Origin of the sequence: Mesorhizobium sp. ESP-6-4 (assembly GCF_020164735.1) — a bacterium.
GTDB lineage: Bacteria > Pseudomonadota > Alphaproteobacteria > Rhizobiales > Rhizobiaceae > Mesorhizobium.
Genome location: NZ_JAIUGS010000038.1, coordinates 1 through 5739, shown reverse-complemented (window position 1 = coordinate 5739; position 5739 = coordinate 1). Strand labels below are relative to the sequence as shown.

Here is a 5739-nt window from a genome sequence, read left to right as displayed (position 1 = left end):
GGGGTGGAGCAGCCCGGTAGCTCGTCAGGCTCATAACCTGAAGGTCACAGGTTCAAATCCTGTCCCCGCAACCAATTTTGTCATAAATCAATAACCGCCTCGGTCTGACCGGGGCGGTTTTTGCGTTTTGAGAGGAATGCGGACTTCTCATCTCCCGGCCGTCGCATTCCGGCAGTATCACATGCTGTGAAGGCAGTGATCTTCGGTCGTGGAGAGCAGTTAGCCGCGGGCCGCAATGAAAGCACTAGGGTCCTCTGTCGCAGACAGACGAACTCTCTCGTCTCTCGCCCCATCGATTCTCCTGCACGCTCAATGGCGCGGTCGCGCCATCGCCTTTTTGAAAGCGATCCCCAGGAGTGACATATGGGAGGACCGGCAAGAGGCACATGCATGACACGACGAGAATTCTCCCGCGAGGAACTCTTCGCGATGGTCTGGGAAAGGCCGACCAGCGAGATCGCAAAGGAACTCGGCATCTCCGATGTGGCACTCACCAAGCTTTGCAGGCGCCTGCAGGTCCCTAAGCCACCCCGAGGCTATTGGGCGAAGGTTCAGGCAGGAGGTTGTTCCCGGCGCCCACCCTTGGGTGCCTTCCGCGAAGAAATCGATCGGCGCCGGCGTGAAACCGCGCGCATCCAAGCAGCCGGAACGCTCTCAGATCTTCAACGGCAATTCTACAACGCCGCGATAGCTGACCTGAAGGCGCAAGGCGTCGACGCTGCTGCGGTTACCGGAAACAGGCTCCCGAACCTCGCTCCGGACCTCGCGGCACAGCTTCTGCTGCTGATCCAGAACCGCGCTCACGACTGGATCAAGCAGGGAAGGATCGATGCCCGCTGGAGCCACTCGCTGCAGGGAAGCGCTGCCAGTCTCGTCGGAAAGCTGCTTCCATTAGCCCGGCCCCAGCTTCTCATGTTTGAGAGCGAGCAAAGAAGCCGGTGGTCGAGCGGGAACGGTCCCGCCGTTCTTGTCCGCCTCACCGCTCCCTTACAGGAGCGGATTGCCTCCCTGGTGCGCATGGTCCGAGAACACCAGCTCCACCATGTGGTGATGCCGCTGACTTCAGCTGACAATTCCTGGTCTACCCGCTACATCCACACTCCGGATTCGCGCATGTTTCTGAATAGCACCCTCTGCATCTCCGCCTCAGATATTTGGGTGGAAAGCACGCGACGCGCCTGGAGAGAGGAAGATCCGCCTGAGCGCATCGGTACCGCAAGATTGGCGCTGCGCGAAATCATGCCGATCGACTACATGCCCACTCGTGAAGTACCCCTGCCTCCTTCGATCACGAGAGCGACCGTTGCGCCCTACCGGGGGCGGCTCCAAGCACTGATGGACGCGGAGCAGGTTTGCGAAATGCTTTCTGGAGCGGCGCGCGCGATGGAGCGAAACGTGCCCAACGATACCCTCGCGCTAGCCGACAGAATCTGGTTCGGCGCCCACCGTCCGTTTCGGTCGGCCCGCGATGCCTGGTCGCGAATCGAAGAAGAGCTGGATCAATGGGAGACGGAGCTCGAGGTCGAACGCTCGGCAGTGGCAAAATCAATCCTAGGGATCGATATCGGTGATATCGTAACCGGGCAGGTTCAAGGCCGCATTGTCCGCATTTGTGTAACGAGCACGGCGGTCTACTCTAGTGAGAAAGGCATCGTCTTTGCGGTCGACGGAACTCGCTTCCGGAAGGACGGCACGCTCGGCAAGCAACAGGACGCGATCAGGCTGTACTTTGCAAATGACGTGTAGACGGCCTTGGATATCGAATAAGGAAACCGGCCCTCTGTCGTGCACTGGTCGTGCTGCGGTAGGTGGGTGTTATGATTCAGCTTTGCTACTTCGTCGCCCCACTCGGCACGCGCTGACGTAGAGACCTCTTCGAGGCTGCGGCGGACGCGGCGGCCTATCCCGCGTTCCACCGTGTTGTTCATCGAGAGGCGAGCAGCAGGAATCACCGCGAGCATGCCGACGGGGTCGACCGGGAGGCGCCAAGATGACCACCGGATCAAGGCCGACCGGCTGCTGACAGTAAGATGCCGACCTTGCGGTCTTGCATTCGCAGCAGCCACGATCGGGCTATAGCGCTGGGCTGAATCTAAGGCCCTGCCGTTCAGTGACAAGCTCCGTGAAGTCTGCAAGCGTCACCAGCCACGGCCGTTGGCCCGCACGGTACGTTTCATGAAGTCTAGCAGGAAGCACCAACTGAAGCCGTTCCGCCTTCTGGCTGGTCTGGTTTTCCGATTGCCGGCTCGAGCGTCAGCAGATGCTTTGACGAGATCCGTGCCGCTTCCGGCAGGACCTGGCGCCAGCGGTCTTTGAGCGTGGACTTGGAAGCGAGCATTGTCAGACGGGCAGGGGAGAAGCCTGGATCATGCCCTCAACGGAAGTCCGGTAGGAAGTGGGTTTCAGTTTTGCCAGCCTGCGGATTGCCGACCCGCAGCAACAGGAAGCGCTTAGGCTCAGTGTGACCCGTGTGCACCATAGCCTTGTAGGCGACTATATGCTGCCGCGTTCTCCGGGAAGGTGACCTCGCTTGCTTTCAACCTGTCCATAGCACCTATCACCTCGTCGCTCCCAAGTACTCCGTTATCCGCGGGCACAGCAAGTGCTTCCACAGTCTCGATATCCCCTCCGCCAGCACTTATCCTGTCAATCTGACTTGCAAGAGCGACTGCTCGGCCACTGACGCTGCTGGCTACTAGCAGGCGTATGAGCGCGATACGATCCGAGGGCGTACCGGACAACTGCAGCCCTACCTTTCCCGCGCAATCATAGGCGTCGCTTTCCGAGCTTGGGGAAAATCTGCGATATTTGATGACCACTCCAATGACGCTTAGGTTGTACTTGCCGATTAGGCTGCATAGAGACGGGGGGACGACGCCCAAATCCCCAAACGCAGCAAGAATCGCTGGTCGCAGGTCTTCGTGTGCGCTTTCGGCCAGTACGCGTTCTGCCAAGGTCCGGGTGTCATTGAAGTCCGGATCCAGAGCGGCACCCGCATTAGCCATTTTTTTTATGATCCGTGTCAATTGGGCGCCATCGAAGGCCTGTTTACTATTCTCATCGCTATAAAGGCGCGTGAGCAGTTCGAACATTAGCTTAGGCGGCGTGTAATAGTACTCTGTACTGGGAACGTCGGCGCGAGCCCCGTGATCAAGCGCCATCTCGATAAGGTCGAGGTCCAATTTGCGATCATGCCAATCGATTTGGATAAGTTTATTTAAGGTCTTGGACTTTGGCGGAGCATCCACGCCATGCGAGAAGAAAAACCGGAGCGCGGCGCCGCTGGGCTCGGTGCCGTCGTGGTATTCATACGCCGCGTCCTCCTCCAACGCCTTTTGTGCTGCGGCAATATCGGCGCCATTGTCCAGAAGCGATTGAAGGGTGGCAGTGGCCGACGGGCCGTCTTGGATTTCAGCAGCAACGCTCCACCAATCCTCCATGGTACCGGTGCGACTAGGCATGGCGAAGAGGAGTGCGACAACCTGAGCAGTATACTTGCCCTTGTCGACAATCTTAGCGCCATAGGCGAGGGTGATGTCGGCTGGGACATGCTCTAGTGCCTTCCGCAGAAGCGTGAGGTGCCGCGCTCTCACCGATCCGCTCGCGATTGCAGGCCAGTTGGCGGACGCTCCACGTGCGAGCAGTGCGTCAAAAAAAGCGGTCAGTGCGCCTTCATTCCCATTTGTTGACTTGGCCGCAAGGACCAGAGCGGTGTCTCCATTCGTCAGCGGCAGGTCGACGCTCAACCCGCGCTTATCAAATTCAGCCAGAGCATCGTCGAATTTTCCGGAGTCAATCATTTTCCCTATTGCGCCGTCAAAGCGGGAGATCGCCTCGTCGATGCGTCTCGTCAGTTCGTCGTCGCGTTCAGCCGCAAAGTCTCTGGCGGTCTTCCCGTCGTTGTTGGCGGCCGCGAAGTTCACCTTCATGCCGAACAGCTCGGCTGCGATCTCACGGCTGACGCCGCGCGCAGCCCAGATCAGGGGAGTGTTGCAGGCGGCGTCACGGGCGTTTACGTCCGCGCCGGCATCTACCGCGGCCATGAATTTTCCGAAGTCCTTGGTTTTCGCTGCCGACAAGATTTCCAAATCCAAGGCTGCCACCGAGGGAATGCACGCCGGCGGCTGCGCGGCTCGACCCGGTAGTCCGAAACAACTGACGACGCTCAGACAAGCGGCTCCAACGAGCAGTACGTGTTTGCGGCTATCTATACCCATGAAGCGCAGTTGACGTGTATTCATGTGGCTCACCTTGTTCGGGTGGCAATGTCGAGATCGTTCGAGCGAAGCCATACCCCTACATTAACCAGCGCAGCGACCTTCGGATCGGTGCAGGGATCATGACTTCCTGGGACGACATGTTGGGCGTGAACGCCCACGAGTTGAAGTCGATCATTGTCAAACCGGAAAAGCGGCGCCCCGCTGCTGCCCACTTCGGACTGGCACGGATAGGCGAGACAATTTGGCCTGGGCATGGCTGCGATCACGCAGGTGTTGGATGCGTCATATCCCATGAACTTCACCCAGCCTCCGTCCGAAACCAGCTGATCATCAGTCACAGCGGATCCGGCGCTCAGTCTCTCCGTATACTGGTACGAGAATAGAACGATCCTGTCCCATAGCCTCGGGGCCGAAAGTTCAGGGAATGATGGTTCGGGACCGTCTGGCTTGATCTTAAGAAAGACGTAGTCCGAGCTCAGGTCGTCGGCTTCGAACGCCCATGGACGGTCTGTTCCGTGCGGATCCTCCTTGTAGGTGACTTGGATGGCACGCATAGGATCGGCGAAGGCGAAAAACTGCAAATGTCGAATATCCCTCAGCGTCTCGCTTCCAAGTGAGACTTCCTCGTCTGCCGTCGTTCTGCGAAAGACGCAGTGACGTGCAGTGACGAGCCAGTCTTTGGATATCCGGGTTGCTGTGCAGAATATTTGGCCCCCGCGCCCTTGCTCCGGTTGTTGGAAGAGGATGCCACTGACCTGCGCGATCTGAGCCAATTCCTTGTCGGGCAACATGGGTGGCAATTGCGGATTGAGCGCCGTCGATCCATCCCAATGGGTGTTGGGATCTGCAACACAGCTCTGAACATAGGCGGCGAGAGCGGCATGACACTTATTCTCAGTGTCGGCAACGCACCCCTCGTAGTGCGCTCCGCGCAGCGGCAGCAACGCTTCGACCGCCTTCCCACAGCTCTTAGCGAACGCAGACTGTGAATTCTGACGCAGCGCTTGGATGGATGGCGGAATATTCGCCCATCCGGAGGCAGTAGCGCTGCTTAGCGTAAAACCGCCCAGCACCGCCCCGGTGGCGCCTTCGGGGTCGACGATCAACTTATTGAAGTCGACCGCAGTGAGTTTTCTCCAATCAACACCGCCCACCGGATAATCGGATGGGGCGGGAATGTCGATTCCGGGTGTTTCGAACAGCTGGAGTTTTTTAGGTTCCAGGTCGTATCCAGGAGCCGGCTTGTTCTTGTCGAACAAGGCTTGCAGAAAGTTTGCGTTCAGCCCATCCGGCGGCACAGCGACTTGGATTCCGTTGAGGTTCAGCGACGATGGCTCACTGGAAGGACTTTCGCCCGAGTAGGTTGGCCTCGGTGAGTTCGTCAGACCAGGGATAATGATCGTGTTGTTCCCCACGCCAAAGCCGGTCGATGCACCGAAGGTGCTCGATGGGCTGGGAGAGCCGCTACCTGAGCCCGCCCCAAATCCGCCGGGGCCTCCGCCACCACCAGCCCCACCAC

Annotated in this window: 3 protein-coding genes and 1 pseudogene; 1 reads left to right on the top strand and 3 read right to left on the bottom strand. The window is 58.8% G+C overall.

Translation table 11 applies throughout. The annotated features are described in order from the left end of the window. The first annotated feature begins 390 nt into the window (after positions 1 to 390). Complete coding sequence (locus tag LB523_RS29175) at positions 391 to 1746, top strand: RWP-RK domain-containing protein (RefSeq protein WP_224609627.1); 1356 nt, start codon at positions 391 to 393, stop codon at positions 1744 to 1746. Positions 1747 to 2182: 436 nt separating this feature from the next. Here LB523_RS29175 and LB523_RS29515 read toward each other — a convergent pair. From LB523_RS29515 to LB523_RS29160, 3 genes and pseudogenes are all read right to left on the bottom strand, one after another. Beyond that, positions 2183 to 2359: pseudogene (locus LB523_RS29515) on the bottom strand (type II restriction endonuclease); the annotation flags it as partial. A gap of 97 nt (positions 2360 to 2456) precedes the next feature. Continuing rightward, positions 2457 to 4241 carry a hypothetical protein gene (locus LB523_RS29350; RefSeq protein ID WP_263493220.1) on the bottom strand — a complete coding sequence of 595 codons (1785 nt, stop codon included), beginning with the start codon at positions 4239 to 4241 and terminating at the stop codon, positions 2457 to 2459. 5 nt (positions 4242 to 4246) lie between these two features. After that, on the bottom strand, positions 4247 to 5739 hold a 1493-nt coding region (locus LB523_RS29160), incomplete at its 5' end, for a trypsin-like serine peptidase (protein ID WP_224609624.1).